Raw genomic sequence first — 25,906 nt, forward strand, 5'->3', positions numbered from 1 at the left:
CCCGCAGCCAGACGCGACAGGCTCCCCCACGGCAAGGCACCCACAACGCAACAGGGCCCGGATCGCTCCGGGCCCTGCAGGCAGCATGCCGTCGTGGCGGGTGGATCAACCGCCCGGCGCGAACACCAGCGTGCGGCGGGTGGTGACCGGTGCCCCCACCGGCTCGAAGCGCCAGCGCTTCACCGCGTTCAGTGCCTCGCGGTCGAACACGCGCGACGGCGTGGCGCGCAGTACGCGTGCATTGGTCACCGAACCGTCGGTGCCCACGGTGATCTCCACCAGCACTTCGCCGGACGTACCCGAGCGCAGGGCTTCAGACGGATAGCGCGGCGCCGGGGTGCTGACCGGGCGCAGGCTCGGTGCCGCGGTGGCAGCGGCCTGGCGCGCGGCCGTCGCGGCCTGGGCAGCCGCCTGCTGCTGCTTCTGCTCGGCCTCGCGGCGTGCGGCGGCCTGGCGTTCGGCATCCTGGCGCTCGCTGTCGCGGCGCGCCGCGTCCTGCTGGGCGGCAATCTGCTTGGCGGCCTCGGCTTCCTTCACCCGCTGGTCGGCCAGGCGCTGCTGTTCCACCAGCTGCTTGGCGCGGTCTTCGGCGTCCTTCTTGACCTTGGCGGTCTCGTCTTCGGTGCGCTTGGCGGCCACCTGCACGCCCTTGGTCATGCCTTCCTTCAGGCGCGGCAGGGCCGGGGCGGACGGGTCCACCTTCTCGATCAGCGCCACCAGGCGCTGGGCTTCGCTGAAGTCCTCGCGGCCCAGGTGCTGTTCGGCGGCAATAAGCGTGTACGGCAGCAGATCGGTCAGCGCGCTCTTCACCGAGGCGTCGTCCGGGGTTTTGTCACGCAGGGCCAGGTAGTACTCGATGGCGTTGTCGCCGGCCGGCGCGTACATGCGGTTCTCGCGCAGGGCCTGGCTGGCGGCCTCGCGCAGCTGTTCGGTGCCCATCGACTGCACCTTGGCAGCCACCGCCGGTGCGGCGGCATCGGCCGGGGCCGTTGCGGCGGGCGCGGCGGCGCCGGGTGCGGCAGCGGCGGGTGTTTCTTCCTTGCCCGAGCAGGCCGCCAGGGCCAGCACCAGGGCAACCGGCATCCACCGGCGCGCGGCAGCGATCGTAGAGACGTGCGACATCCTGCTCCCCTTTAGAAGACGACGTTACGTAGTGCGTGTGGCTGCAGCGCCGGGATCGGGATCCGGGCGTGGTCGCCGGCGTTTCCCGACGCCGGCGCCGACTGCGGCGAGGGTGCAATCTAGCATCCCCGCCGCCATCGCGTACAAGGGCAGTGGCCGTGGCCGGCAGCAACGCGGGGTTGCTGCCGGCCCGCAGGGCTCAGTGCGCGCCGCCCTTGCCGTGGCCCTCGGCCTTGTCGTGGCCGTTGGACATCAGCTTGTCGGTCCAGGCAATGCCGATGGCCGACAGGATGAACACGCAGTGGATGATGGTCTGCCACAGCACGCCATCGGCGGTCAGCATGGCGCAGCGGGCCGCACCGATGTTGGCGGCGGCCACGGCCATCTGTTCCGGGGTGCACAGCGGAATGCCGCCCAGCGCGCCGGTGGCGATGAAGGTCTTCAGCAGGTGGATGGAGGAGATGCCGATGATCGCCATCGCCAGCTTCACCTTCAGCACGCTCGCATTGACGTGGCTCAGCCATTCCGGCTGGTCCGGGTGGCCTTCCAGGCGCAGGCGCGACACGAAGGTTTCATAGCCACCCACGATCACCATCACCAGCAGGTTGGAAATCATCACCACGTCGATCAGGCCCAGCACGATCAGCATGATCTGCTGCTCGCCCATCGAGGCCGAGTGGGAAATCAGGTGCCACAGCTCCTTGCCGAACAGGAACACGTAGACGCACTGCGCCACGATCAGGCCCAGGTACAGCGGCAGCTGCAGCCAGCGCGAGGCGAAGATCAGCGAGGACAGCGGGGACAGGGGGCGTTGGGGGCTCATGCAGGACAGTGCGTTGCGGGGAAGCGGCGAGGTTACCGGCCCACCATGACGGTGCCAAGCCAACCAAGGCACTAGACTGGCACTTTCCTGAACGACGCCGAGCCGACGCCATGATCGACCTGTATTACTGGCCCACCCCGAACGGCCACAAAGTGACCCTGCTGCTGGAAGAAACCGGACTGGATTACCGCGTGCACCCGGTCAACATCGGCGCCGGCGACCAGTTCAAGCCGGATTTCCTGGCCATTTCGCCCAACAACAAGATGCCGGCCATCGTCGACCATGCCCCGGCCGACGGCGGCGCCGCGCAGAGCGTGTTCGAATCCGGCGCGATCCTGCTGTACCTGGCCGAAAAGACCGGCCAGTTCCTGCCCACCAACCCGCGTGGGCGCATCGCCACCCTGGAATGGCTGTTCTGGCAGATGGCCGGGCTGGGCCCGATGAGCGGGCAGATGGGCCATTTCAACGTGTATGCGCCGGAAAAGATCGGCTATGCCATCGAGCGCTACGACAACGAAGTGCGCCGCCTGCACGGGGTGATGGACAAGCGCCTGGCCGAGCACGCCTACCTGGGCGGTGCCGAGTACAGCATTGCCGACATGGCCAGCTACCCGTGGATCGGCGCCTACGACAAGATTCCGGTCGACTTTGCCGCGTTCCCGAACCTGAAGCGCTGGCACGAAGCCATCGCCGCACGCCCGGCCACCCAGCGCGCCTACGCCCTGCGCGACAAGGTGAACCCCAACGCCGGCAAGCCGCTGAGCGACGAAGAGCGCAAGCAGCTGTTCGGCCAGCGCTGACGCTTGGCGAAACCGGGGTCAGATCCCTTTGCGCCGCAAAGGGCTCTGCCCCCCGCTGGCCATGGGCAGAAGGTCATGCTGCCTTCGCGCACCGGCTTGGTTAGGATGGACACTGACGTTGCCCGGGATGTCCCATGCGCCACCTGTTCGCCTCGCTTGCCCTCATGATCGCCACCAGCACTGTTGCCCACGCCGAAAAACTCACCCTGGAAGCCATCACCGGCCCGCTGCCGCTGTCCGGCCCCACGCTGATGAAGCCCAAGGTGGCCCCGGACGGCTCGCGCGTCACCTTCCTGCGTGGCAAGGACACCGACCGCAACCAGCTGGACCTGTGGAGCTACGACATCGGCAGCGGCCAGACCCGCCTGCTGGTGGATTCGAAGGTGGTGCTGCCCGGCACCGAAACCCTGAGCGATGAAGAAAAGGCGCGCCGCGAGCGCCAGCGCATCGCCGCCATGACCGGCATCGTCGATTACCAGTGGGCACCGGACGCGCAGCGCCTGCTGTTCCCGCTGGGCGGCGAACTGTATCTGTACGACCTGAAGCAGCAGGGTGCCGCGGCCGTGCGCCAGCTCACCCACGGCGAAGGCTTCGCCACCGACGCCAAGCTGTCGCCCAAGGGCGGTTTCGTCAGCTTCATCCGCGGCCGCAACCTGTGGGTGATCGAGCTGGCCAGCGGCAAGGCCGTGCAGCTCACCCACGATGGCAGCGCGACCATCGGCAATGGCGTGGCCGAATTCGTGGCCGACGAGGAAATGGACCGCCATACCGGCTACTGGTGGGCGCCGGATGATTCGGCCATCGCCTTCGCCCGCATCGATGAAAGCCCGGTGCCGGTGCAGAAGCGCTACGAGGTCTACGCCGACCGCACCGATGTGATCGAGCAGCGCTACCCGGCCGCCGGCGATGCCAACGTGACCGTGAAACTGGGTGTGATCGCGCCGGCCGCCGCTGCCGCGCCGCGCTGGATCGACCTGGGCAAGGAACAGGACATCTACCTGGCGCGCGTGGATTGGCGCGATGGCCAGCGCCTGACCTACCAGCGCCAGTCGCGCGACCAGAAGCAGCTGGACCTGGTGGAAGTGGACCTGGCCGGCAAGGGCACGCGCACGCTGGCCCATGAAACCAGCCCGACCTGGGTGCCGCTGCACAACAGCTTGCGCTTCCTGCAGGACGGCAGCCTGCTGTGGTCGTCCGAACGCAGCGGTTTCCAGCACCTGTACCGCATTGGCAACGACGGCAAGACCACCGCACTCACCCAGGGCAACTGGCCGGTGGACGAACTGCTGGCCGTGGACGAAGCGGCGGGCAAGGTCTATTTCCGCGCCGGCATCGACTCGGCACGCGAAAGCCAGATCTACGCCGTATCGCTGCAGGGTGGCGCGCCGCAGCGTCTGTCGCAGGCCCCGGGCATGCACAGCGCCAGCTTCGCCCGCAACGCCAGCGTGTACGTGGACACCTGGTCCAACAGCAACACCCCGCCGCAGATCGAGCTGTACCGCGCCAATGGCGAGAAGATCGCCACCCTGCTGCAGAACGATCTGGCCGACCCCAAGCATCCCTACGCGCGCTACCGCGACGCGCAGCGGCCGATCGAGTTCGGCACGCTTACCGCCGCCGATGGCAAGACCGCGCTGAACTACAGCATCATCAAGCCGACCGGCTTCGACCCGTCCAAGCGCTACCCGGTGGCCGTGTACGTGTATGGCGGCCCGGCCAGCCAGACCGTCACCGACAGCTGGCCCGGCCGTGGCGACCATCTGTTCAACCAGTACCTGGCCCAGCAGGGTTACGTGGTGTTTTCGCTGGACAACCGCGGCACCCCGCGTCGCGGCCGTGATTTCGGCGGCGCGCTGTACGGCAAGCAGGGCACGGTGGAAGTGGCCGACCAGCTGCGCGGCGTGGCGTGGCTGAAGCAGCAGCCCTGGGTGGACCCGGCGCGCATCGGCGTGCAGGGCTGGTCCAACGGCGGCTACATGACCCTGATGCTGCTGGCGAAGGCGTCGGACAGCTATGCCTGCGGCGTGGCCGGCGCACCGGTCACCGACTGGGGCCTGTACGACAGCCACTACACCGAACGCTACATGGACCTGCCCAAGCGCAACGACGCCGGCTACCGCGAAGCGCGCGTGCTGACCCACATCGATGGCCTGCGCTCGCCGCTGCTGCTGATCCACGGCATGGCCGACGACAACGTGCTGTTCACCAATTCCACCAGCCTGATGAGCGCGCTGCAGAAGCGTGGCCAGCCGTTCGAACTGATGACCTACCCGGGCGCCAAGCACGGCCTGTCCGGCGCCGATGCGCTGCACCGCTACCGCGTGGCCGAAGCCTTCCTGGAGCGCTGCCTGAAGCCCTGATCGCGACTGGGAAGGAGCCCGCCGATGCCGCTGCCACCGCCCGTTCCCGCACATGCCGCCCCCGCCACCGGCTGGTGGCGGCGCCACTGGCGCTGGGCCATGCCGCTGGCCGTGGTGCTGCTGCTGGCCAGCCTGGGCGGCGCTACCGCGTGGAGCCTGCTGCGCTGGAGCGAGGCCGCGCGTGACAGCGCACCCATGCGCGAGGCCATGCGCCGCGCCGGGTGCAGCATTGAAGTCGTGCAGGCCTTCGGCGAACCGCTGCAGGCCGACGCAATGCCGGTGGGCAGCATGCAGACCGCAATCGACGGCCAGCGCAATGTTGGTCTGATTGTCGGCCTGCAGGGACCAGACGCGCGCGGGCGACTGTTCGTACAGGGCAGCCGTCGTGATGACGTCTGGGATTACCCGGTGATGTACGTGCTGGGCGAGGACGAACAGACCTTCGACCTGAGCGCGCTGGACGATGCGGAAGCCGCAGAAGCGTGTGCGCTGCGGGAGTGCCGTGCGCGGGGCGGGTGTGGGGTGGGGTTGGCGTTGTGACGGGGTGTCGCCAGCTCGCTGCGGGGGCTGTCGCGATCTGCCGCGGTTGAACCCATCTCCTTCGATCAGGCCGTCTGTTGGATCAGCAGATCCTGCGTGAGATTTTCTGCTACCGACATTGCACGACGTCGTTGAGCCATTTCCCTATTGGTGAAGCCTTCGATTTTTGCTGCTTTCAGACGCACGTTTCATAGTGTGAGCGGCGTCCGTGCACGTGGACGTACCTTCATTCCAATCATTGATCCGTTGCAGCGTACGTCCAGCTGCAGCATTTCTCTTGATCCTGGAAGGAACATGCGATGCGAAGGTATGCAATCACAAGATGGATGGCAGTGACGGTCTGCTTGCTGGCCTCTATCGGGCCCGCCATGGCGGCCGAGCCACTGCTGCAGATGCTTCCAGATGCAATGCTGGATGAAGCGGCACAGGAACTGCGCAGTGTTGGCGACCATGTGGACTGGGTACGCCGTGTTCGCGTGAACGAGGCGGCCTTGGCCGCTGATGAGCATACGGTCGATCTCCACGACACCGTTCTGCATCTTGTTCGAGATCCCACCGCGCCATTGTTCGAGGAAGCCCAGCATGTGATCTACCGGCCTACGCAGGGCGAACACGCGCATCGAGAAGTGCGTACGCTCTCAGGATTGCAGTGGGTGGGTAGAGTGAAGCTCCTCGGGCCGGGTGTCGAGGCAACGCCTGGGCAGTCCAGGGCGGTGAGAATCTGGTCGGACGCGTCGGGGACGCATGCACGATTCAATTACGGGTTCTGGAACTACGCGCTCGACGGCGAGCGGTTGGTAAAGCGGGACGTGCGCCGCGCTCGACGCGACGAGCGCGATGATGTGAGGGACCGACGGCCGAATCGGCCGGCTCCCGACCTGCCGGCAGAGAGGGCGCGCCACGTGTGCGACAAAGGGAGTCGTTGCCGGTATCTCGTGGGACCCGCCACTGCGTGACGCTGGTGCTTCACGCCACTAGGAATAATCCGAAATTCGACCGACAGCACAGTTCATGCCTTGAACGTGCCGGTTATTTCGGAGATAACTTCGCCCATGCGGCCCAGCCGCATTACCGGAACAGGGACGGTCCGACGTACAGCGCGCCATGGCGATGCTGGCGTGTGGGTGTTCCTCCGCCGGTGCGACCCCCGCCCAGGAGTGGAGAACAGGGATGTTCAAGCGAATCAAAGCCGAATGGCTGCTGGCACTGTCGTTGGCCATTCCGGGTCTTGCCATGGGTGCCAGCGCATACGCACAGGAAGTTGGCAAGGAATGGACGGCTTTCCCGTATCTGCCAGGCCAGAAATTTCCTTTTGAGCGCGCCGCGCGCCAATCCATCGAGGCGATATTCGCCGGCGACCAGGTGGATGTCCCCTTCCAGTGGTATGTGCACAGCCAAGCGGTCAGCCCTCGTGAGACCACCACCGACTATCGCTTTCAGCCACTTGCGTTGATCAAGGCCGATTGGACTTACACGTACGCCTCGCAACCCTACGCCAGCGAAGAGCTGTTCATGCAGGCGATCCGCACGCAGAACGCGTCCGACCCGCAGTGCCCGGCCCTGCAGCTGGACCACATCCAGTGGGTGGAAGGCTCCGACAAAGGACCCGATGGCAGCAGCCGACGCGACACGGCAATGCTGTCGGGAACACGCTACCTTGATTTCGGTGGGGGCTCGTGCCTGGGCGCCTTCGTGCGCGGTGTGCTGGAGCGCAAACGCCGCGTGGACTGCCCCAACAGGTCCAGCACCCAATGGAACGCGGCCAGCGGCATGTGCGAGATGCGCACTGCCGGCATGATGACCTACAAGGGCCCGCCACAACCCAAGCAGTGCCCGATGCGCGGTAATCCCTGCAATCCCGCTACCGGTGACAAGAGCCAGCCAGAGCCTGACTTCGACCTGGGCTGGGTGAGTTTCCAGCGGCACTATCACTCCCTGACTAGCACTGCCGGAGAGTCGCTGGGGATCGGCTGGACCCATTCCCACAACATCCGCCTTGCCACCGGCAACGATCCTTCGGTGTTCCCACCAGCATTGTCGGTCGGCCTGATCGATCCTGATGGAAACCAGATCGCCTTTGTCAAAGTCGGCACCCAGTACGAGGCCAACGACGGCAGCGGCGACCGCGCGGTCCAGCAGACATCGGGTTGGCAGGTTTCGCGTGCAACGGAGCGCCTGTACTTCAATAACGAAGGCCGCATGCAGCACCGCGACTTCGAAGACGGAACATGGCTGGCCTATGCCTACGACGCGCGCGGGCGCTTGCTGTCGGTCACCCATTCCAGCGGGCGCCAGTTGACGCTTCACTACGCAGTGCCGGGCAATGCGTTGCGGATCTCATCCATTTCATTGGCCGGGCAGGCGTTGGTTTCGTACGCTTATTCCAGCAGCGAGAATCTGCTCAGCGCCACGTACGCAGATGGAAGCGTGCGCAGCTACCACTATGAGGATGCGCGTTACCCGAATTACCTCACCGGTGTTACCGCCGAGGACAACCGCCGTTTCAGCTGGTTCGGGTATGACGACAAGGGGCGCGTGATCTACAGCCGTCACTCCCCTGGTCCAGGCACGGCGGGTGCAGGAATCGATGGGATTGACCTCGCGTACCTGCCGGCCGGTGACACCGTCGTGACCGACGCCTTGGGAAAGACGTCCACCTACCAACTGACCGCAGGTGGCCCAGGCACGCTCCCGCGCATGGTCACGGGTTCAACTGATGCCGCGGGTACCACCACAACTGTGCTGCTGCCCGAGAGTACGGATTTCCGCAGGCGTGTTGCATCCAGCACGGATCGACGCGGCACGGTAACCCAATATGCCTACGCCGAGGGGACCGACCCGCTGGCAGGCGCCGTGCGGGTCACGACTACGACGGAAGCTGCGGGAACCCCGCAGGAGCGGGTGAGTGAAACGCGCGTTGCGATAGACAGCAACCGGGTTGTCCTGCAGACCGTGGGTACGCAGGAAACCCGCATTGCCCGCAATGCACGCCTGCAGCCCACGGTCATCACCATGCGTGATACGGCCACGGATGAGACCCGTGTCACCACACTGACCTACTGCGAGGCCGAAGGTCCTGACTGTGCCCAAGTGGGTGCCCTGCGGTCGACCGATGGCCCCCGTACTGACGTGAGCGATATTACGACCCGTGCGTGGTACACCGCGGACGATGCGGGCTGTGCAAGCGCTGGCACCTGCAGTTTCCGCAAGGGCGACCTGCGCAGCATCAGCAATGCGCTGGGCCACACCACGGAGACGCTTTCTTACGATACCTTCGGGCGCCCGTTGTCCGTGCGTGATGGCAATGGCGTGGTAACCGATTATGGCTACCACCCGCGCGGTTGGCCGACATCGATCACGGTGCGCGGCGCGACCACGGCTGACGACCGCTCTACCCAGATCAGCTACTGGCCCACTGGCCAGGTGCAACAGGTCACCGAGCCTGACGGCAGCAGCGTCACCTACGTGTACGACGCGGCCCAGCGCCTGACCGATATCGCAGACAGTGCCGGGAACACCATCCACTACACGCTGGACGATGCCGGCAACCGCCTCAACGAGGACACCGTTGATGCGGGTGGCACCCTGCGGCGCACACTGGCGCGGACCTACAACATCCTTGGCCAGTTGACCGCGCTGAAAGATGCGGGCAACCATGCCACCGGCTTCACTTACGACGCCAACGGCAACCCGCAGACGGTGACCGATGCGCTTCAGCGTGTGACCAGCCAGCAGCACGATCCGCTGAACCGTCTGGCCAAGACCCTGCAGGATGTGGGCGGCGTGGCGGCGGAGATCCGCAGCCAGTACAACGCGCTGGATCAGGTCACCCAGGTGACTGATCCCAAGGGGTTGCACACTGCCTATGCCTACAACGGATTCGGTGACCTGACCGGCCAGGTCAGTCCCGACAGCGGCACCAGCAGCTTCACCGTGGATGCGGCGGGCAATCGCAAGACCCGCACCGATGCACGTGGCGTTACGGCCACCTACAGCTATGACGCGCTCAATCGCTTGATCGGTGTTGCGTACCCAGATCCGAATCTGGATATCGGCTACAGCTACGATGTGGCGCCGGCTGCCTGTGCCGCCGACGAGCGCTTCGCCAAGGGGCGCCTGGGCCAGGTACTGCATGCCGATGGCAGCACACAGTACTGCCACGACCGCTTCGGCCAGATCACCCGCAAGGTGCAGACGATCAACGGTGTGGCCAGCACCTTGCGCTATGCCTACAGCAAGGCGGGCCGCCTGACCGCGCTGACCTATCCCGATGGCAGTGTGGCCGACTATGTTCGTGACCCCTTGGGGCGCATCAGCCAGGTTGGCTTGACCCGCCCGGGGCAAGCGCGGCAGGTGGTGGTCGACAACGTGACCTACGCCGCCTTCGGCCCCGCGACCGGATGGAGCTATGGCAATGGGCGCCAACTGCAGCGTCCGCTGGATCTGGACTACCGCCCACAGGCGGTTCACGACCCGGCCGCCGGCGGCCTGTCGCTGAGCTACGGCTATGACCCGGTGGGCTCCATCACCGAATTGAAGAATGGTGCGGGCTCAACCGTGTTGGCCACGTATGCCTACGACACGCTGGGCCGCCTGACCCAGACCCAGGACGGTACGACGGGCACGCCGATTGAGACGTATGCGTACGATGCCACCGGCAACCGCACTGCATTGACCACCGCGGCCGGTGTGGCCAGCTACACCTATCCCGCCAGCAGCCATCGCTTGACTGCGGTGGATGGCGAAGCCCGCAGCCATGATGCGGCGGGCAATACCACCAGCATTGGCGGCAAGGCGTTCACCTACAACGACGCCAACCGCATGAATGCGGTGAAGCAGGGCAACGCAGTGCTGGAAAGCTATGCCTACAACCATCGTGGTGAACGCGTGCTGCGCACCCCGACGGGCGGCACTGCGCAGATCACCTTGTACGACGAGGCAGGGCAATGGCTGGGCAACTACAGCGCCAGTGGTGACGCGCAGCAGCAGGCCATCTGGCTGGACAACTATCTAGTGGCGCTGATCAACGTGCCCGTTGCGGGCGTGCCGGAGCTGGCTTACGTGCAGCCGGATCATTTGGGTACGCCGCGCGTGGTGATCGACCCAGTGAGGGATGTGGCGATCTGGGAGTGGAGCAACAAGAGCGAAGTGTTTGGGAACCAGATCCCGAGTGCCGACCCGGACGGTGATGGTGTGGCGTACGAACTGGCGCTGCGCTTCCCGGGGCAGCAGGCGACGGATGCGAGTGGGATGTTCTACAACTACCAGCGGGAGTATGACCCGGCGGTGGGGCGGTACTCGCAGAGTGACCCGATTGGTTTGGTGGGTGGAATAAGCACCTTCTCATACGCCCTGTCACGACCGATTAGCGATCTCGATACGCTAGGCCTCCAATCTGCAGCGGCCCGCCAAGCAGCAATACAGCGCGCTCATTCGACGGGTTTCCCATCCTCGAGTGGAGGCTACTACCACCCTGATCTTGGATACGTACCTACGGATCAAGGGCCGATGCTATACCCCAGTGACTTCATAGCGCCCGGGTACCTTGCGCTTGAGACGATGTTCCCCATCCTGCCCGCCTCAATCAACATTGTGACGAATCAGCGGCATGGGAGTAAAAAAGACGGTTCTCGAACAAAGCCGAGTGATTGTCCAAGTGGGACGCTACCCATCAGCGAGGCAAAGAAGCGATTCGGGCTGGATCACGAAACAGTTGAAGCCCTGAAGGACGGCGTGGGCGCTGATGCGCCTACCTGGACAGGCGTTGCTCCCAATGGCGATATATGGGTAGGTACACGGGATGGAAAGGGCAGGAAAGAGGGCAATATCAGCGACTATGAGTACTAGCGAAAAACTATGACTATTCAGCGCACAAATATATCTCTGCGGGTCTGGCATCCGTCCATGCCAGCGAGCAAGATTGCATTGGAACTTGGTTTGGTGCCGAGGTTCTCTTGGACTGCGGGGGATGTGCGCCCGCCGTCCTCGGACGGAGGCGTCTACGAAAAAACCTATGTTTCCATGCCTCTCGTACGTGGAGCTGATGTTGAGTTGGATGAGGAGTTACTAAGGTTGTGCAGTATTTTGAGTTGTAAGGCTTCATTTCTTTCCGAAATTGTTGAGGGTGGCGGAAAGGCGGAGTTCTATGTGAGTATCTTCATGTCGGAGGGGATGGGGAACTTTGAGCTTGATTATGAGGCTTTGAGGGAGATTATCGGTCTCAGGCTTGGTGTTTCGGTTGAAACATATTGCCCGGAAGCTGAGTGACGAGGCTGATCGCCTGGGTTATTGTGATTGACCTTAAGCTCAGCCCTGGGGCTTTGCGTTGGAACATCGAATAGTCTGCGTGCAAATCACCTTGTATGACGAGGCAGGGCAATGGCTGGGCAATTACAGCGCCAGTGGTGACGCGCAGCAGCAGGCCATCTGGCTGGACAATTACCCGGTCGCGCTGATCAATGTGCCCGCTGCGGGCGTGCCGGAGCTGGCCTACATCCAGCCCGATCACCTGGGTACCCCGCGCGTGGTGATCGACCCCGTGCGGGATGTGGCGATCTGGGAGTGGAGCAACAAGAGCGAAGTGTTCGGCAACCAGATCCCGAGTGCCGACCCGGACGGTGATGGTGTGGCGTTCGAACTGGCGCTGCGCTTCCCGGGCCAGCAGGCGACGGATGCGAGTGGGATGTTCTACAACTACCAGCGGGAGTATGACCCGGCGGTGGGGCGGTACTCGCAGAGTGACCCGATTGGGTTGGCGGGTGGGATATCGAGCTACTCCTACGTCAGCGGAGCACCCATTGGGTCGAGTGACCCTTCCGGGCTGCGGGAGCTTCAGCGAGTGCTTCAGAATCAAGGCGATGGCTATCCCGGGCAATCCGGTGATGGTATGGCAGGCCCGATTGGTGCTGCGGGTTTAACGTTCCAGTTCATGGATCCGGGCGCATGGTTGGACCCGACCAGCGGCAACGCGGCCACGCTTTCCGCGGTCATGAATGCAGCTTGGCTTACTGACGACGCGCGCAGAAGTGCTGAGTATAAAAAGTACAAAGAAATTCAGCAGGAGGGGTATCAACGGGACGACGATCCCTGTAAAAATTTGCGGAATAGAATCGAATTCCTCAAAGATGTTTCGTTGCGCCGACATGCCTGGGGCATGAAATGGATGGCGCCAAAGTGTCCCGGTGGAAGGCATCTTGCGCAAAATTTTCAGGATTGGGCTCGGCTCAAAATTCTTGAAGAGCAGTTCCGTAAGGAGTGTCCAAATGAATGCGAATGATGAAAAGCTCAAGGGGATTTTGGCCAAGTTTGCGGAAGAGTACACATTTGAAGGATACGATCTCGTCAGTCCAGAAACTCATGGTGTCTGCGATGACACCCCCCTTCACTCAGCGGCAGCTGGTAATGAAGTGGAACTTCTCAGGGATTTAATGCCCTACGTAACCAACATTGATGTCATTGGCGATATTGGCCTGACGCCATTGGCGGCTGCGGCCTTGCATGGAAATGTAGATGCAGTTGAGTATCTTCTTTCCTGTGGTGCCGACCCATTCATAAAATCCGAAGATGGACGCTCAGCCTTGGATTTCATGAGAGAGAATCCCGGGTTTGAGCGGCTTGTAGCGGTTGTCGAGGCTCGCGTGAGCCCCAGGCGCTGATTTCTTAGCGCCAGTTGATAATGGTCGAGAGCTTGCTTGTCTGCGCATGAGGATATGATGCGGAGGCTGGGTTCGATGCGTGGTCGCCGCGATCAATACCCATACGCATTATTCGAATACTTCGCGCCCGTTGCTGTCTCATCCCGAGGCAGGTCTTCTTGATCTGATTGAACTTCTTCTGGTTGCACTAATGAACTGGCGGTCGCGGAGGTGATTTGATGATGCTCCGAGCATTTGGAACTCTGGTGGGGATCGTTACGATCGCCTTTGGAGTGGCCGTAATTTCCGGGGCATTGATTGGGGCAGGGCCATGTAGAGTCAACTGTGATCTGTACATGTCGATCATCCGATTGGTTGGGCAGGCGCACTACAACAGATTGATTGGGGGGGGGCTGTGGGTCATTGGCGGATCCATGCTTGTTGTTGCCTCGATGTTGATCGGAAGGAGGGAAAACCCGCTTCGTCGAGGAAATAAGGGGCGCGGTCCTGGTTGATTGCAGTTCACGGGAGCTGGTGTTGTCCGATGCGCATCAATCGGATGCATTGCCGATGTTGGGTCGGAGTCAACCTGTGCCATCAATATTCGATGAAGGTTTTCGGTAGATGATCGTTCCTGGAGAAGCCATGAACTTGGCTGTTTCCCGAAGAATGGACAAGGTTGATGGCACAGAAATCAAAGAGAAAAAATCCGGATTTACGAGTCGATGCCAGGGCGGACCTCGCACGCAAGAGGCGTGCTATTCGGGAGAAGTACTCAGCGAGCGTCGCATCGAGCAGGCGCCAAAAGATGGCTCAAATGCTGAAGGCCGTCTTTTACGTTCTGGGCGGGCCTCTGGTATGGATTCTGAAATCAGGAAGAAGCAGGTGATCCTAAAGAGGGGCGTCGCTTGTGATGGGGTGCCTAGGATTCCAATTGCGCGATCAACGAACTGAAGAAGTCGGAGGCTCAATTGTGTTGGCCACCTATGCCTACGAAAGCTGGGCCGCCTGACCCAGACCGGGAGTGGTACGACGGACACGCCGATTGAGACGTATGCGTACGTTGCCATTGGCAACCGCACTGCATTGACCAGTGCGGCCGGTGTGGCCGATTGCACCTATCCCGCTAGCAGCCATCGCTTGACCGCGGTGGACGGCGAAGCACGTGGCCATCATGCAGCGAGCAGCCAATGGTCGACGATTCGGCCCTATTCAAGCGTCTTGGAGTACGGCGGGACGACTCTTAGGGCGTAAGGCTGCGGTAGCGGTTGTTTCGGAGAGGTTCTGGGATATCGGATCCATGGTCTATTGTGGCTGTCGCGCAGTCGGCGAATAGGGGCCTTAAGTGATGAGCGAACCGGAAGAGAGAGACGAACTATCTGCACCTGATTTCTATGCACAGTACTATCTAGACAGCGGGTTCGAGCAGGAGACCGTGATCGAGTTGCTCAGGCACGTTGCAGACGAGCTTCGACTCCCTGCAGGGAAACTTCGGTCAACAGATCGCTTCTCGAAGGAGCTATCGCCCGGACAACTGCATGCGTGGGACGCGGGGTACGGCGTATTGATTGTCGAAGTTCAGTCATTGGCAAGAAAGCGTGGCGTCGCGATCGATAAGAGGGTCGCCTCTCTGGATGATTACATCCGCATTATGGCTAGCATCTACTGACGAGCAGAGATGGCGATGCTCCGAGGGAATTGTTAGGCGGTCTGCTGGGCTATGAAAAGAAGGTCGCCATGCTGGGAGATAGGCCATGAAGGCGTTCCTATCTACGGTCATGGCCCTCTGGCGCGCCGCGGAGTCGAGCTTGTTCAACTGAACCCCGATACCTCATCACCACTACCGATCTCGCTCCACCAACGCCCACAACACCGAACGGACGGCCCGGTACCAGTCCATCAACCGGCCGCCAGATGGCAACGCACACCGCTCATCCTTCGGCACCGCAGGCCCAGCCCGCCACCACGGTCGGGCCCGCCCATCGGGAATGCTGACACCCTCAATCTGGTTGAACGCCATCAACTGTTGCAGATCCAGATACAGCGCCTCAGATTCCGGCGCACGCTGCAGGGCGTCCGCCGGCAGTCGAAGCACGACCGTCGCTTTTGTGCGCTCCACCCTCAGCACGGGAAAGCCCTTGCAGCGGACCTGGAAAGAGGGCGCAACGGCATCCGCCGGGTAGATCGTGAAGCCGGTTGCTCGGCGCGTGGAAACAAAGCCGTGCGCACTGCCATAGAGCTTCTCGAATTCCGCGAATCCTGTCTTCGGGTAGACCCACGTCTCTTCGGCTGCGCTTTGCGGCCATGGCAACAAGGCAATAGCGGCCAGCGCACCGATGACCATCAGGCCAGATGCCAGGAACGACCTCACTCACGCCCCCGCGCCGAGCGGCCGCACGCGTTCCTGGATGAAGACATTGAGTGCGAGGCAGGCCATTGCCAAGCCTTCCATCACGCGGTCGCCGACGTTCTGGTCAGGGTCTCCATTCTGGCGCGCGCGCTCGGCGGCCAGCAGCAGCTCCTGCACCACGCGCTGGCCAGCCAGGGCGCAATCGGCATCAGCCAAGGCAATCTGCCGACTGCGAAGTGGATGGCGTTCCGGCCAGGGCTGGCCGTCGGCGGCGGCGCCGGCGCCGATACTGCGCAGCAGGTGGGTGAGCGTGTTGGGGTCTGGCGCGGGATCGCCTGCCGGCGGTTCCTGGATGGAATGCGGGGCAGGGGAGTAGGGTGCGGTCATGGCGGGCTCCTTGCGTGCAGGCAGAAGCCGCCACCGATAAAGGTGGCGGACGATGCGTGGTTCGAAACCCCGTGTGTGGATATACGGGCAGGCGCTAGGCCTCCACGCACCGCCCGCCGTAGCCGGCAGACGGATTGCCAGCCGACACCACGCGATGGTGGTGCCGACTGGCAAGCGCAAACAACATCCACACAAACGGGGTTTCGAATCCCGGCCACCGATGCACGGTGGCATCGGAAGGAATACGCCCGGTCATACGCGATGCCAAGGCAGTAGGGCCGATGCCGTCACTGCATTCAACATTTTCAGAATCGTTGCAAATTTCTCCGTGTGGTCGAGGCCTTGGTATGCAAGGCTTTCACCGGTATCGGCAGCTCAGGCGCGTTTGCAATTGCAAAGGTGCCTGGGGCGCCAAGGGAAGGGCAGATGCGACATCCCGATGCCCCTCAGCAGACATCAGTGGCCCTGCATCGCGACCCTGATCTGTTCAAGCCGGAGGGAAGTGTGGTTGCGCGCGTGGCGCGACCAGTGCTTGGCATCGTCCAGGTTGCTATCGAACAAGCTGCGGCGCAGGGGAGTAGGGTGCGGTCATGGCGGGCTCCTTGCGTGAAGGCAGTAGCCGCCACCGATAAAGGTGGCGGACGATGCGTGGTTCGAAACCCGGTGTTCGCGAAACCGGCAGGCACAAGGCCTCCACGCACCGCCCGCCATAGCCGGCCGACGGATTGCCAGCCGACACCACGCGAAAGTGGTGCCGACTGGCAAGCGGAAACAGCATCCACACAAACGGGGTTTCGAATCTCGGTCGCCGATGCACGGTGGCATCGAGAGGAAAACGACCGGTCATGCGCGATGCCAAGGGAGTAGGGCCGACGTCGTCACTACATGCAACGTTCTCAGAATCGTTGTAAGTTTCGCCGTGTGCCAAGCGCCTTGGCATGCAAGGCGTTCACCGGTATCGGCAGCTCAGGCGCGTTGGCAATTGCAGCGGTGCCTGAGGCGCCAAGGGCAGCGCAGATGCGACATCTCGATGCCCCGCCAGTAGACGCTAGTGGCCCCTCATCGCGAGCTTGGTCCGATCAAGCCAGACGGCATTGTGGCTGCGCGCGTGGCGCGACCAATGCTTGGCATCGTCCCGGATGCTTGCGAACAAGCGGCGGCCCTGCCGTGCGTTGTTGCATGTGGCATTGCCGTATCAGCCCCATGCTAGGCTCGGCGAAGTGCCCGGCAGACGATGCCAATCGTGGAGAGGATCCACCCTGATGCGCCTGGTGACCTTCACCTGCCCACTCTGTGGCGCGCACCGGCAACGCTTCCCCATGCGTACGGCTTGGAAGAGTCGGGCGCAGGTCCCCTGCCGGGACTGTGGCATCGTTGTGTGCTCGAACCCTCCACGGGGCACGCACCTGCTGTACCTGCTGTACGCCGAGGTCATCACCCTGCTGGCGTCATTGGCGCTGGTCGTGGCGTATGTCCTCAACGCATGGGCATGGCTGGGCGCAATCTGGCTGGTGGCAATGGTGCTGTGTTGGTTTCCCGGAGCGATCAGGCACGCACGAAGCCCGATCGTCCGTGCCGTGCGGGATCCCAACTACAGCTACGCGCGCAGGCCGAACGCGTGAGTGGCCCGCACACTGCCATGTATCCGGGATCTTCATGAGACGCAGACTTTTCATGATGTTTGGTACAGCGTCAGCCCTGGCGGCCTGCAACGGTGGTGATCGACTGGGCGAGCTGCAGACCAAGCCCATTTCCGCACTCATGAGCAGGGCTTACTACGGGGGAATGTGCGAGGGCTCGGCCACCGCCGACGAGCAGATCGCAGATATTCGCGTCATGAAAATCCATACCAGTGCCGGTGATTGCCGGGTGCTCTATCTGGATGGCGTGGACCGGGCCGGCGAGCTTCTGATCTACGCCGAAAAGCCTGGTGACCGTGTGGCGTGCGACGGGTTGCTTCAACGGTTGAAGGAAAGGAATGCCAGCGCGGCCGTCATTGCCAAGGCCGCCGAGCGCTGCAGCTGATCGATAGCCCTTGCCTTGGTAGAGGCCAGCCTTGGTTGGCCCCTTGGAGCCGCCCACCAAGGTGAGCGTCTACCAGAGCGGGCCGTGACCTCCAGCCGATTGTCGCCATCGCCCCAACCGCGTAAGTTGCGGGCAACCCTTTGCTGGAGTGTCCCATGAAGCCCATCGCGTTGGCCGTTGCCCTGGCCCTGAGTGCCGCCCCGTTGCTGTCCGCACCGTCGGCCCTGGCCGCACCCGCCGCCAAGGCGGCAACCCCGGCCAGCCCGGCCTGGGTGGCGCGCAGCAACGCGCTGGCGCAGATCCTGCTGGACGCGCAGGGGCCGTTCCAGCCCGAGGAAACTGGCTTCTTCGGCGTGCCCGGCTATGACGACAAGGTGGCCGACCTGGGCCCGGACAACGGCCAGCGCTACCGCGCCGCCATGGCCAAGGCCCGCGACGAACTGAAGGCCAAGCTGGCCAGCGAAAAGGACCCCAACGTCCGCCAGGACCTGGAGATCATGATCGCCGCGGCCAACCAGAACATCGAAGGCAGCGAACTGAACGACAAGTACCTGCTGCCCTGGCGCGATGCGCCGCAGACGGTGTTCAGTGGCCTGAACCTGCTGCTGTCCGACCAGGTGCCGGCCGAGCGCCGCGGCAAGGCGCTGGATCGCCTGAAGGCCTATGCCGGCCTGCAGCCGGGCAGCACCGCCTTCACCACCCTGGCCCGCCAGCGCTACGAAGAGCGGCTGAAGGACAGCAGCCTGCTGCAGCCAACCACGATTGAAGTGCAGCAGTCGCTGGACAACGTGCAGACCTACATCACCGGCATCGAGTCGCTGCTGAAGAAGTACCAGATTGCCGGTGCCGATGAAGCCATGCAGGCGCTGGCCGGGCAGATGAAGGACTACGCCGAATGGACCCGCAAGGAAGTGCTGCCCAAGGCCCGCACCGACGCGCGCCTGCCGGCGCCGCTGTATGCCTACCAGCTCAAGCAGGTGGGCATTGATATCGACCCGAAGCTGCTGATGCAGCGCGCCCAGTTGGAATTCATGGAAACCCGCTCGGCGATGCAGCAGCTGGCCCCGCTGGTGGCCAAGGAGAAGGGCCTGAAAGTGGCCGACCCGAGCGATCCGGTGGCGGTCATTCGTGCACTGAAGGCCAACAAGATTGCCAATGACCAGTTGGAAGGCCATTACCGCAAGGTGATCGACGCCATCGATCCGCTCATCCGCGAACACGCCATTGTCGACGTGCCCAAGCGCGCCATGCAGATGCGCCTGGGCTCGGCGGCGGAAAGCGCGGCCAGCCCGGCCCCACACTTCCTGCCGGCGCCACTGGTGAACAACACCGGGCAGCAGGGCACCTTCGTGCTGCCGCTGGGCAACCCGGCCGCCGGTGAGGGCGCGCAGTACGACGATTTCAACTTCGGTTCGGCCGCATGGACCCTGAGCGCGCATGAAGGCCGCCCCGGCCACGAGCTGCAGTTCACCGCCATGGTCGAGCGCGGCGTGTCGCTGGCACGCACCATGTTCGCGTTCAATTCGGTGAACGTGGAAGGCTGGGCCCTGTATGCCGAGGCCGAAATGGTGCCGTACGAGCCGCTGGACGGGCAGATGATCGCCCTGCAGTTCCGCCTGCTGCGCGCGGCGCGCGCGATGCTCGACCCGATGCTCAACCTGGGCCTGACCGACCGTGCCACCGGCGAGCGCGTACTGATCGATCAGGTGGGTCTGTCCAAGGCCATGGCCACGCAGGAGCTGGACCGTTACATGGTGCGCATGCCCGGCCAGGCCGGCAGCTACTTCTACGGTTACACCCGCATCCTGGAACTGCGCATGCAGACCGAACTGGCGCTGGGCGCGAAGTTTGACCGCCTGGCGTTCAACAACTTCCTGCTCGACCAGGGCCTGCTGCCGCCGGACCAGCTGGCCGAAGCCGTGCAGCAGCAGTTCGTGCCGAAGTACCGGTAACGCCAGACCCGGGGTCGGATCCCTTTCCGCAGGAAAGGGCTCTGACCCCAGCGGTTATCGGCAAAGCCCATCCACGCGTGGCGTGGATCTACCAGCCACCCGACCGGTAGCGCCGGGCCATGCCCGGCGAGCGCAGGAGCAACGCCGCCGGGCATGGCCCGGCGCTACCGTGGTATCAGCGCTGCGGTTCCGGCGTAATGGTCTGCGTCGGCAGGCGTGCCGGCGGTTCGGGGTTGGGCACCCAGATCGCCACGCCGGCCGCGCGCTTCTGCGTGGTGGGAATGCCAATGCCCACGCCGCCGCCCACGTGCGAGCCGTAGCTGCCGGCGCCCACCGACATGCCCACCGGCGAACCGCTGCTGCCCACGCCCATCAGGATCACGCCGTTGGCGCCCAGCGCGGCGGCTTCGCGCTTCAGCCGCGCCACGGCCGCATCGGTCTGGCCCTGAGTCCCGAAGCCCACCGCCGAAGAGGATTCCAGCTGGGCGATTTCCAGCGAACCGGCCGGCGGGGTGGAATAGATCTGCACCAGAGCGGGGTCGATCGGCGCCCGCGCCCGGCCCAGCATGACTTTGGAGGTGCTGGCGCACCCGGCAGCGGCCAGCAGCATGGCCGCCAATGCGACCCAACGGATGTTCATGGCGTATACCCCTGTGGATTGCCTCGGATCATCGGACCGGCACTCTGAATAAGCGCCAACACCGGCATGCTGGCCCTGGCCGCATGCTGGCACGGCGGCGGTGATGCTGTCGCCAACACCGGTAGGCGGCCGCCCCGGGAACGGCTATGGTGGCGGCAACCAAGCACGGAGCGTGGCATGGGCGTTATCAGTCTGTTGTGGGGTGTGGTGGCGCTGCTGTGGATGATCCTGGCGCTGATCCCCCTTCTGGGGTGGGGCAACTGGTTCCTCATTCCCTTTGCGGCCGTCGGCGCGATCATCGCCGCCATCGGCATCCTGTTCACCCACCCCAGCAAGCGCGGCCGCGCCTGGGCCGGCCTGGTGCTGAACGGCATCGTGGTGGTGGTGGGCATCTTCCGCCTGGGCCTGGGCGGCGGGGTGATCTGAACACCCCCGGCGGGTGCGACCGGGCGTCGCAGGTGCGCGGTCGCGGCGCGGGCAGGGGCGTAGAATGGGCGGCTGCGCGAGCCCCCCGCGTGCCTGCAGGACCGCGTCCGCCGCGGTAGCCCCGATGATCATTCGCCCCCGGCCGCACGGCTGGCAATTGCTGTACATCCTGCGCGGTTCCATCGTTCCGGCGGTGGCGCCCAAGGTGCTGGCCATCCTGGTGCTGGCCATCGCCGTTGCCGCGGTGGTGGAACTGGCGCAGCCGCCCGGCATCGAGCGCGTCTCGGCCGCACCGTTCACCCTGCTGGGCCTGGTGCTGTCGATCTTCCTCAGCTTCCGCAACAGCGCCTGCTACGACCGCTGGTGGGAAGGCCGCAAGCTGTGGGGCCAACTGGTCTACGAATCGCGCTCGCTGGCGCGCCAGCTGCACCTGCTGCTGGCCGACGATGCGCCGCGCCGGCAGCGCGTCAGCTACCTCACCATTGCCTTCGCCGCCGCCCTGGCCGCGCGCCTGCGCCGCCGTGAGGTGGCCCTGGCGGCAGTGCCGTGGCTGGACGATGACCAGCGCGCGCAGCTGGCCCAGCGCGAGAACGTGCCCGATGCGCTGCTGGCGATGATCGCCGCCGAACTGGCCCAGGCCCTGCGCGCCGGCACCCTCGATTCGATCCTGTACACGCAGCTGGAAGAGCGCCTGCACGCCATGTCGTCCATCCAGGCCGGCTGCGAGCGCATTGTCACCACGCCGCTGCCGTTCGCCTACACCCTGCTGCTGCACCGCTGCGCCTGGATGTTCTGCGTGCTGCTGCCGTTCGGCCTGGCCAGCTCGCTGGGCTGGGCCACCCCGGTGCTGTCGGCGGTGCTGGCCTATGCGTTCTTCGGCCTGGACCAGTTGGGCGAAGAGATGGAGGACCCGTTCGGCCTGGAGCCGAACGATCTGCCGCTGGATGCCCTGGTGCGCACCATCGAAATCGACCAGCTGGATGCGCTGGGCGAACGCCCCCTGCCCGAACCCCTGCTGCCGCAGGGCTACCTGTTGCAATAGCCACTCCTCGGAGCCTGCCATGCCTCACCCCCATTACCGCCCGCGGCGCATGCGCCATGACGAATTCTCGCGCCGCCTGATGCGCGAGAACACGCTGACCACCGACGACCTGATCTACCCCGTGTTCGTGCACGAGCCGGCCGGTCGCGTGGCCGTGCCGTCGATGCCGGGCGTGGAGCGGCTGTCGATCGAAGAGCTGCTGAAGGTGGCCGAAGAAGCGCTGGAGCTGGGCATTCCGGTCATCGACCTGTTCCCGGTCATCGATGCCTCGCAGAAGACGCTGGACGCGTCGGCGGCGTGGGCCGAGGACGGCCTGGCACAGCGCGCGATCCGCGCGCTGAAGACCCGCTTCCCGGAACTGGGGGTGATGACCGACGTGGCGCTGGACCCGTACACCACCCACGGCCAGGACGGGATCATCGACGACAAGGGCTACGTGCTCAACGACATCACCGTGGAAGCGCTGGTGAAGCAGTCGCTGTCGCACGCCGAAGCCGGCGCCGACATCATCTCGCCGTCGGACATGATGGACGGCCGCATCGGCGCCATCCGCCGTGCGCTGGATGCCGACCACCACGTCAACGTGCGCATCATGGCCTACTCGGCCAAGTACGCCTCGGCCTTCTACGGCCCGTTCCGTGATGCGGTGGGCAGCGCCGGCAACCTTGGCAAGGCCGACAAGAAGACCTACCAGATGGACCCGGCCAACGGTGATGAGGCGATGCGCGAGATCGCGCTGGACCTGGAAGAAGGCGCCGACATGGTGATGGTCAAGCCGGGCATGCCCTACCTGGACCTGGTGCGCCGGGTGAAGGAGAAGTTCGGCGTGCCGACCTTTGCTTACCAGGTCAGCGGCGAGTACGCGATGATGAAGGCCGCCTTCGCCAACGGCTGGCTGGACGAACGCGCCTGCGTGCTGGAATCGCTGCTGGGCTTCAAGCGCGCCGGCGCCGATGGCGTGCTGACCTATTTCGCCCCGCAGGTAGCGCGCTGGCTGCGCGAGCGCTGACAATAGCGCCCACGAACGCGTTCACGAACTAGGGAGACACAGGCGATGGCACCGGAACTGGGATGGATGCAGTGGTTGATCTGGATCGTGGGCACCACGATCTTCGGCGCCATCATCGTGTTCGTGTTCCTGGCCGCCCGCCGTGCCGCCCGGCGCGCGCCGGAACAGCCGTCCGCCGCGCGCCATGTGGCCCGCAGCCAGGCCCTGCCGGATGCGGTGGAAGCCGAGCTGGCCGCGTTGAACCAGCGCAAGGACAGCGGCCAGATCAGCGAAGCCGAGTACGAACAGCAGCGGGCCAAGGTGTTGGCGCGCTGAACTTCGCGACCCGGGGTCGGATCCCTTTCCGCAGGAAAGGGCTCTGACCCCTTCGCGGGTGTGCCAACCAAGGTTGGCACCTACCGTGACGTTAATCCACGCATGGCGTGGATCTACTGTACGCACCCGGCCACGGCCGCGATCTTCGGCACTGCCAACCGGTAAACATCCACGCCACCGGCGCGCGGCGCGCGTGCGGCACTGCTGGCCACCAGCATTTCGCCGGGCTTGGCGTTGTCGATCACCGGTGCCGCGGTCCAGCCGCCGTTCTGGTTGAACGACAGCCCCAAAGGCTGCAGCGCCGCCCCGGTCCACGCGCAGCCGCTGGTCATCACCTGCGCCGCGGTGGCGCCCACGCGGCTGAACACCACCGCGCCGTCCTGGCCCAGCCAGTCACCATCGGTCTCGTCGCCCGCGCTGTTCAGCGCGTCCAGTGCCACCGCCGCGCCACGCACGCCCTGCGCATCCAGCGGTGCCACGAACAGATCCCAGCCCGTCCCCCGGCCCTGGTGGCGCGCGAACAGCAGCCGGCGGCCATCGGCGCTCAGCGCCGGGCCACGCTCGGGGCGGCTCTTGCCAATGCCGGCCAGCGCCTGCGCAGGGCCCAGGCTGCCATCGGCCGCCAGCGGCGCGCGGTACAGCGCCAGCGCGTCCTCGCGGCCGGCGGCAAACAGCAGCCAGCGCCCATCGCGGCTGAAGTACGGATCGACCACCTCGCCGGGCACCGCCACCGGCAGGGCTTGCGCCTGCTGCCAGCGCCCGTCCACCACCCGTGCCTGCCACAGCCCCCAGCCCGCTTCGCCGCGGCGGGCGAAGACGATGCGCTGGCCATCGGCACTGATCGTCGCGCGCCCTTCATCGGCCCGGGTCGATACCACCCCCATGCCTTCAATGCCGTACTCGTTCAACGCCATCGCCACGGGGGCAGAGAGTAGACTGGCGGCGAGCACCAGCAGGGTCGGGGTGATGCGCATCATCCAGGTCCGTGCACGAAAGAGCATCAGTCTAGCCAGCTTGAGGATTCCATGACCGACCGTTACGCCGTCTTCGGACACCCCGTCGCCCACTCGAAGTCGCCGCAGATCCACGCGACGTTTGGTCGCCAGGAAGGCATCAGCGTGGACTACCGCGCCATCGACCTGGCCCCGGACGCTTTCCTGGCCGGGCTGGAAGCCTTCGCTGCCGAAGGCGGCGTGGGTGCCAATGTCACCTCGCCGCACAAGGAAGCCGCGTTTTCCGTGTGCACCACCCTGACCGCACGTGCGCGCCGCGCCGGCTCGGTCAACACGCTGCTGCGCAAGGGCGACCGCTGGCACGGCGACACCACCGATGGCATCGGCCTGGTGCGTGACCTGACCGACCGCCACAGCCTGGACCTGCGCGGCCGCCGCGTGCTGCTGATCGGCGCCGGTGGTTCGGCGCGCAGCGTGGCACCGGCACTGCTGGATGCCGGTATCACCGAACTGGTGGTGGTGAACCGCACGCCGGAACGTGCCGACGAACTGATCGATGCGATGGGTGAACCCGGCCGCGCCATCAGCCGCTACTGGGAAGACCTGCGCGAGCTGGGCGATTTCGAACTGATCCTCAACGCCACCTCGGCCGGTCGCGACCGCGATGTCGAGTTCAAGCTGCCGCTGTCGCTGGTCAATTCGATGACCACCGCGGTGGACCTGAACTACGGCGAGGCCGCCATCGCCTTCCTGGCCTGGGCGCGTTCGGCCAACTGCCGCAACACCGTCGATGGCCTGGGCATGCTGGTCGAACAGGCGGCCGAAAGCTTCCTGCAGTGGCATGGCGTGCGCCCGCAGACCGACGAGGTCTACCAGCAGCTGCGCGCCGGTGCCGGCACCTTCGCCGGGCAGGACTGAACCATGGATGCATCGGCCATGCTGATGAGCGTGCTCAGCCTGCTGGGCGTGCGCCTGCCGGTGCTGATCGCACTGTGCGTGGGCCTGGTGTGGGTGCTGGGCGCGCCGCGTGATGCGGCCCGCAGCGGCGCGCTGGCCGGCCTGCTGCTGTTGCTGGCTGCCAACCTGGGCAGCCTGGGTGCCAGCGTGGTGCCGCTGTGGCTGGTCAGCAGCGGCGATTTCAGCGCCGTTTCGGCGATGAGCGCGGTGCTGGGCGGGGTGCACTTCGTGCTGGCCCTGCTGGATGCCTTCGGCATCGTGCTGCTGGTCTGGGCGCTGGTGCGGCTGCTGCGCGCCCGCCCGGCGGCGTCGGCGCCGTAACGCGGGGCCACGCCTGCTGTTGGTAGTGGCCGACCTTGGTCGGCGCTGTTGGGGTGTGCCAACCAAGGTTGGCACCTACCAGAGCTGTGCCAACCAAGGTTGGCACCTACCAGGCGGTGTGCGGGTGGCGCCATCTGCCTTGGCCGCGGGGCTGCGCCCGGCCCATGGCCGCCAACGGCCGACGCCGCTGACCCTGTTCAGCGCCGCCGCGCCGGTCCCGTCGGCCGGCCATGCGACAATGACCGGCCTG

Annotated in this window: 24 protein-coding genes and 1 pseudogene; 19 read left to right on the forward strand and 6 right to left on the reverse strand. The window is 64.8% G+C overall.

The window, feature by feature from the left end; genetic code table 11:
• Positions 1–105: 105 nt before the first annotated feature.
• A complete protein-coding gene (locus G4G00_RS16150) occupies positions 106–1,122 on the reverse strand; it encodes a TonB family protein (RefSeq protein WP_108754535.1) in 1,017 nt (338 codons plus the stop codon).
• Between the two features lie 199 nt (positions 1,123–1,321).
• Positions 1,322–1,945, reverse strand: a complete 624-nt coding sequence (locus G4G00_RS16155) for a TIGR00645 family protein (RefSeq protein WP_164275002.1) — start codon at positions 1,943–1,945, stop codon at positions 1,322–1,324.
• A gap of 110 nt (positions 1,946–2,055) precedes the next feature.
• On the opposite strand from G4G00_RS16155, the gene G4G00_RS16160 reads away from it, so the two are divergent.
• The 10 genes and pseudogenes from G4G00_RS16160 to G4G00_RS16205 all read left to right on the forward strand — a co-directional run bounded on the left by G4G00_RS16160 (position 2,056) and on the right by G4G00_RS16205 (position 14,948).
• On the forward strand, positions 2,056–2,745 hold the full coding sequence (locus G4G00_RS16160) for a glutathione S-transferase N-terminal domain-containing protein (protein ID WP_108751277.1): 690 nt from the start codon (positions 2,056–2,058) through the stop codon (positions 2,743–2,745).
• A 134-nt stretch (positions 2,746–2,879) separates the two neighbouring features.
• A complete protein-coding gene (locus tag G4G00_RS16165; RefSeq protein WP_164275005.1) occupies positions 2,880–5,105 on the forward strand; it encodes a S9 family peptidase in 2,226 nt (741 codons plus the stop codon).
• A 24-nt stretch (positions 5,106–5,129) separates the two neighbouring features.
• Positions 5,130–5,645, forward strand: coding sequence for a cytochrome c oxidase assembly factor Coa1 family protein (locus G4G00_RS16170; protein WP_164275008.1), 516 nt, complete (start codon positions 5,130–5,132; stop codon positions 5,643–5,645).
• Positions 5,646–5,971: 326 nt separating this feature from the next.
• Complete coding sequence (locus G4G00_RS16175; RefSeq protein WP_164275011.1) at positions 5,972–6,601, forward strand: hypothetical protein; 630 nt, start codon at positions 5,972–5,974, stop codon at positions 6,599–6,601.
• A 214-nt stretch (positions 6,602–6,815) separates the two neighbouring features.
• Positions 6,816–11,492: an RHS repeat-associated core domain-containing protein gene (locus G4G00_RS16180; RefSeq protein WP_205515568.1), complete on the forward strand. Its 4,677-nt coding sequence runs from the start codon at positions 6,816–6,818 to the stop codon at positions 11,490–11,492.
• A 57-nt stretch (positions 11,493–11,549) separates the two neighbouring features.
• Positions 11,550–11,912, forward strand: coding sequence for a hypothetical protein (locus tag G4G00_RS16185; protein ID WP_159094024.1), 363 nt, complete (start codon positions 11,550–11,552; stop codon positions 11,910–11,912).
• An 82-nt stretch (positions 11,913–11,994) separates the two neighbouring features.
• A pseudogene (locus G4G00_RS16190) lies at positions 11,995–12,465 on the forward strand (RHS repeat-associated core domain-containing protein); the annotation flags it as partial.
• A 442-nt stretch (positions 12,466–12,907) separates the two neighbouring features.
• Positions 12,908–13,300 (forward strand): ankyrin repeat domain-containing protein, encoded by a 393-nt coding sequence (locus G4G00_RS16195; RefSeq protein ID WP_108754530.1) that lies wholly within the window; start codon positions 12,908–12,910, stop codon positions 13,298–13,300.
• A 603-nt stretch (positions 13,301–13,903) separates the two neighbouring features.
• The gene (locus tag G4G00_RS16200) at positions 13,904–14,233 is read left to right on the forward strand and encodes a hypothetical protein (protein WP_159094023.1); all 330 of its coding nucleotides are present in this window, start codon (positions 13,904–13,906) and stop codon (positions 14,231–14,233) included.
• Positions 14,234–14,627: 394 nt separating this feature from the next.
• Positions 14,628–14,948: a hypothetical protein gene (locus tag G4G00_RS16205; protein WP_108754529.1), complete on the forward strand. Its 321-nt coding sequence runs from the start codon at positions 14,628–14,630 to the stop codon at positions 14,946–14,948.
• A 171-nt stretch (positions 14,949–15,119) separates the two neighbouring features.
• Here G4G00_RS16205 and G4G00_RS16210 read toward each other — a convergent pair whose 3' ends face one another.
• Both G4G00_RS16210 and G4G00_RS16215 read right to left on the reverse strand, forming a co-directional pair.
• Positions 15,120–15,623 carry a hypothetical protein gene (locus G4G00_RS16210; RefSeq protein WP_159094022.1) on the reverse strand — a complete coding sequence of 168 codons (504 nt, stop codon included), beginning with the start codon at positions 15,621–15,623 and terminating at the stop codon, positions 15,120–15,122.
• 27 nt (positions 15,624–15,650) lie between these two features.
• On the reverse strand, positions 15,651–16,016 hold the full coding sequence (locus tag G4G00_RS16215) for a hypothetical protein (protein WP_108754527.1): 366 nt from the start codon (positions 16,014–16,016) through the stop codon (positions 15,651–15,653).
• Between the two features lie 1,262 nt (positions 16,017–17,278).
• Here G4G00_RS16215 and G4G00_RS16220 point away from each other — a divergent pair.
• The 3 genes from G4G00_RS16220 to G4G00_RS16230 all read left to right on the forward strand — a co-directional run bounded on the left by G4G00_RS16220 (position 17,279) and on the right by G4G00_RS16230 (position 19,993).
• Entirely contained in the window at positions 17,279–17,638 is a 360-nt protein-coding gene (locus tag G4G00_RS16220; RefSeq protein WP_108754526.1) for a hypothetical protein, read from the forward strand.
• Between the two features lie 52 nt (positions 17,639–17,690).
• Positions 17,691–18,041: a hypothetical protein gene (locus tag G4G00_RS16225; protein WP_164275017.1), complete on the forward strand. Its 351-nt coding sequence runs from the start codon at positions 17,691–17,693 to the stop codon at positions 18,039–18,041.
• Between the two features lie 155 nt (positions 18,042–18,196).
• On the forward strand, positions 18,197–19,993 hold the full coding sequence (locus G4G00_RS16230) for a DUF885 domain-containing protein (RefSeq protein ID WP_108754524.1): 1,797 nt from the start codon (positions 18,197–18,199) through the stop codon (positions 19,991–19,993).
• A gap of 175 nt (positions 19,994–20,168) precedes the next feature.
• On the opposite strand, the gene G4G00_RS16235 is transcribed toward G4G00_RS16230, so the two are convergent.
• Positions 20,169–20,633 (reverse strand): hypothetical protein, encoded by a 465-nt coding sequence (locus tag G4G00_RS16235; protein WP_108754523.1) that lies wholly within the window; start codon positions 20,631–20,633, stop codon positions 20,169–20,171.
• Positions 20,634–20,810: 177 nt separating this feature from the next.
• On the opposite strand from G4G00_RS16235, the gene G4G00_RS16240 reads away from it, so the two are divergent.
• From G4G00_RS16240 to G4G00_RS16255, 4 genes are all read left to right on the forward strand, one after another.
• A complete protein-coding gene (locus tag G4G00_RS16240; RefSeq protein WP_108754522.1) occupies positions 20,811–21,059 on the forward strand; it encodes a hypothetical protein in 249 nt (82 codons plus the stop codon).
• 124 nt (positions 21,060–21,183) lie between these two features.
• Positions 21,184–22,101, forward strand: coding sequence for a bestrophin family ion channel (locus tag G4G00_RS16245; protein ID WP_164275020.1), 918 nt, complete (start codon positions 21,184–21,186; stop codon positions 22,099–22,101).
• 19 nt (positions 22,102–22,120) lie between these two features.
• Positions 22,121–23,110 (forward strand): porphobilinogen synthase, encoded by a 990-nt coding sequence (gene hemB / locus G4G00_RS16250; RefSeq protein WP_164275023.1) that lies wholly within the window; start codon positions 22,121–22,123, stop codon positions 23,108–23,110.
• Between the two features lie 45 nt (positions 23,111–23,155).
• A complete protein-coding gene (locus G4G00_RS16255; protein ID WP_108751260.1) occupies positions 23,156–23,425 on the forward strand; it encodes an SHOCT domain-containing protein in 270 nt (89 codons plus the stop codon).
• A 113-nt stretch (positions 23,426–23,538) separates the two neighbouring features.
• Here G4G00_RS16255 and G4G00_RS16260 read toward each other — a convergent pair whose 3' ends face one another.
• Positions 23,539–24,402 (reverse strand): PD40 domain-containing protein, encoded by an 864-nt coding sequence (locus G4G00_RS16260; protein ID WP_164275077.1) that lies wholly within the window; start codon positions 24,400–24,402, stop codon positions 23,539–23,541.
• A gap of 48 nt (positions 24,403–24,450) precedes the next feature.
• On the opposite strand from G4G00_RS16260, the gene aroE reads away from it, so the two are divergent.
• Complete coding sequence (gene aroE / locus G4G00_RS16265) at positions 24,451–25,296, forward strand: shikimate dehydrogenase (RefSeq protein WP_108751258.1); 846 nt, start codon at positions 24,451–24,453, stop codon at positions 25,294–25,296.
• A gap of 3 nt (positions 25,297–25,299) precedes the next feature.
• A complete protein-coding gene (locus tag G4G00_RS16270; protein WP_108751257.1) occupies positions 25,300–25,656 on the forward strand; it encodes a hypothetical protein in 357 nt (118 codons plus the stop codon).
• Positions 25,657–25,906 lie beyond the last annotated feature (250 nt).

This window comes from Stenotrophomonas sp. B1-1, from assembly GCF_010894375.1.
GTDB lineage: Bacteria > Pseudomonadota > Gammaproteobacteria > Xanthomonadales > Xanthomonadaceae > Stenotrophomonas.

What these genes read in the sequence shown, in the direction of transcription:
- G4G00_RS16200 (WP_159094023.1), top strand. Translation starts at nt 13,904, where the DNA reads ATGATCGTTCCTGGAGAAGCCATGAACTTGGCTGTTTCCCGAAGAATG.
- G4G00_RS16160 (WP_108751277.1), top strand. Translation starts at nt 2,056, where the DNA reads ATGATCGACCTGTATTACTGGCCCACCCCGAACGGCCACAAAGTGACC.
- G4G00_RS16150 (WP_108754535.1), bottom strand. Translation starts at nt 1,122, where the DNA reads ATGTCGCACGTCTCTACGATCGCTGCCGCGCGCCGGTGGATGCCGGTT.
- G4G00_RS16165 (WP_164275005.1), top strand. Translation starts at nt 2,880, where the DNA reads ATGCGCCACCTGTTCGCCTCGCTTGCCCTCATGATCGCCACCAGCACT.
- G4G00_RS16245 (WP_164275020.1), top strand. Translation starts at nt 21,184, where the DNA reads ATGATCATTCGCCCCCGGCCGCACGGCTGGCAATTGCTGTACATCCTG.
- aroE (WP_108751258.1), top strand. Translation starts at nt 24,451, where the DNA reads ATGACCGACCGTTACGCCGTCTTCGGACACCCCGTCGCCCACTCGAAG.
- G4G00_RS16255 (WP_108751260.1), top strand. Translation starts at nt 23,156, where the DNA reads ATGGCACCGGAACTGGGATGGATGCAGTGGTTGATCTGGATCGTGGGC.
- G4G00_RS16180 (WP_205515568.1), top strand. Translation starts at nt 6,816, where the DNA reads ATGTTCAAGCGAATCAAAGCCGAATGGCTGCTGGCACTGTCGTTGGCC.
- G4G00_RS16215 (WP_108754527.1), bottom strand. Translation starts at nt 16,016, where the DNA reads ATGACCGCACCCTACTCCCCTGCCCCGCATTCCATCCAGGAACCGCCG.
- G4G00_RS16240 (WP_108754522.1), top strand. Translation starts at nt 20,811, where the DNA reads ATGGGCGTTATCAGTCTGTTGTGGGGTGTGGTGGCGCTGCTGTGGATG.
- G4G00_RS16185 (WP_159094024.1), top strand. Translation starts at nt 11,550, where the DNA reads ATGCCAGCGAGCAAGATTGCATTGGAACTTGGTTTGGTGCCGAGGTTC.
- G4G00_RS16205 (WP_108754529.1), top strand. Translation starts at nt 14,628, where the DNA reads ATGAGCGAACCGGAAGAGAGAGACGAACTATCTGCACCTGATTTCTAT.
- G4G00_RS16260 (WP_164275077.1), bottom strand. Translation starts at nt 24,402, where the DNA reads ATGATGCGCATCACCCCGACCCTGCTGGTGCTCGCCGCCAGTCTACTC.
- G4G00_RS16155 (WP_164275002.1), bottom strand. Translation starts at nt 1,945, where the DNA reads ATGAGCCCCCAACGCCCCCTGTCCCCGCTGTCCTCGCTGATCTTCGCC.
- G4G00_RS16225 (WP_164275017.1), top strand. Translation starts at nt 17,691, where the DNA reads ATGATGTTTGGTACAGCGTCAGCCCTGGCGGCCTGCAACGGTGGTGAT.
- G4G00_RS16270 (WP_108751257.1), top strand. Translation starts at nt 25,300, where the DNA reads ATGGATGCATCGGCCATGCTGATGAGCGTGCTCAGCCTGCTGGGCGTG.
- G4G00_RS16175 (WP_164275011.1), top strand. Translation starts at nt 5,972, where the DNA reads ATGGCAGTGACGGTCTGCTTGCTGGCCTCTATCGGGCCCGCCATGGCG.
- G4G00_RS16235 (WP_108754523.1), bottom strand. Translation starts at nt 20,633, where the DNA reads ATGAACATCCGTTGGGTCGCATTGGCGGCCATGCTGCTGGCCGCTGCC.
- G4G00_RS16170 (WP_164275008.1), top strand. Translation starts at nt 5,130, where the DNA reads ATGCCGCTGCCACCGCCCGTTCCCGCACATGCCGCCCCCGCCACCGGC.
- G4G00_RS16195 (WP_108754530.1), top strand. Translation starts at nt 12,908, where the DNA reads ATGAATGCGAATGATGAAAAGCTCAAGGGGATTTTGGCCAAGTTTGCG.
- hemB (WP_164275023.1), top strand. Translation starts at nt 22,121, where the DNA reads ATGCCTCACCCCCATTACCGCCCGCGGCGCATGCGCCATGACGAATTC.
- G4G00_RS16210 (WP_159094022.1), bottom strand. Translation starts at nt 15,623, where the DNA reads ATGGTCATCGGTGCGCTGGCCGCTATTGCCTTGTTGCCATGGCCGCAA.
- G4G00_RS16220 (WP_108754526.1), top strand. Translation starts at nt 17,279, where the DNA reads ATGCGCCTGGTGACCTTCACCTGCCCACTCTGTGGCGCGCACCGGCAA.
- G4G00_RS16230 (WP_108754524.1), top strand. Translation starts at nt 18,197, where the DNA reads ATGAAGCCCATCGCGTTGGCCGTTGCCCTGGCCCTGAGTGCCGCCCCG.